At 30.0% G+C, this 1,082-nt stretch carries 2 protein-coding genes; both read left to right on the forward strand.

The features are described 5' to 3' along the window. A partial coding sequence (locus ACFSTE_RS15270) for a hypothetical protein (RefSeq protein WP_378298239.1) occupies positions 1-401 on the forward strand: 401 nt, incomplete at its 5' end. Further along, positions 352-846, forward strand: a complete 495-nt coding sequence (locus ACFSTE_RS15275; RefSeq protein WP_378253751.1) for a hypothetical protein — start codon at positions 352-354, stop codon at positions 844-846. The genes ACFSTE_RS15270 and ACFSTE_RS15275, both read left to right, overlap by 50 nt. Positions 847-1,082: the final 236 nt, after the last annotated feature.

Here is a 1,082-nt window from a genome sequence, read left to right on the forward strand (position 1 = left end):
ACGATCCCGGTGTAGGAAGCAGAATGGGGACTTTTAAACAAATATCAGGAAATGTAATGCAATCTATCTACAGGTTTACCTTAAACCTAAAATCAGCCATCGGGCATTATGAAAAACTAAGCAACGCTTTTGGATTTGAAAATGAAATAGAGGAAGATTCTATAATCAGTGACACTAATGATGTGTATGTGGAAGAAGAACCGAAAGTGATTATATCTATAGAAAGACTATATAGTTGGAGCGTATGGAGGGCGTATGGGAGAATTCAACAAAGTGGAATGAGTGTAAAAAAAGACACAGCTGTATATGTAACAGACTCTTTAAGGGTTCAGGAAAACATTAAAAGAAAAAATGAAGAACTTAGACAAAAGAGAAGGGATGAATTTAATAATAAACAATAAGTTATATCTTATCTTAATAGCCTTTTTAGTTAATGGATGCCATTTAGTAAGTAAAAACGGGGATGAATATTTTAAATTAGAATTGTCGAAAAATCCTAAGGTTAATTCAAAGATATATGGTGAGTTCGAATATAGTTCTCAATTAGATACATTACACCTTGGGGATAAAGATTATCGTTCGATTCGTTTGTATTTAGGAATTTTTAAAAGAGAACATACTATTCAGGAGCTTAAGACTGTTAAATTGGATACTTTTGTTCCACTGAATGATAACGAAAAAAAAATCCCTTTTTATCTAGAATTTAAAGAAAAAGGAAGCTTTATTATAGATGGTTATGTGGAAGATATTGTCTTTTTAAATAATTATTATAAAGATGGTAAAACTCGAATATTAAGTAATGAAGCGAAAGTAAAAGGCTCTGTTCAAGTGATAGATGAAAAGTAGTACTTTTGTCTTTTTTGGAAAATTAAACAGGTCAAGTATTTAGGTGTTATACTCTTTGACGGTGTTAATAAATTCATTCTAAAAATACTTATATGTAGATTATTTTAATTAGAAGATACTAGACTGCAAATGCGATAAAAAAGAAATATGAATAAGCTTTTTTTTGTAGTAGGGATTATTTTATTGGCTATAACCGGGTGCCAACAACCTAGAAAAATAACAAAATACTATGAGGA

The sequence above is a fragment of the Aquimarina hainanensis genome, from assembly GCF_042684685.1.
Lineage (GTDB): Bacteria > Bacteroidota > Bacteroidia > Flavobacteriales > Flavobacteriaceae > Aquimarina > Aquimarina hainanensis.

What these genes read in the sequence shown, in the direction of transcription:
- ACFSTE_RS15275 (WP_378253751.1), top strand. Translation starts at nt 352, where the DNA reads ATGAAGAACTTAGACAAAAGAGAAGGGATGAATTTAATAATAAACAAT.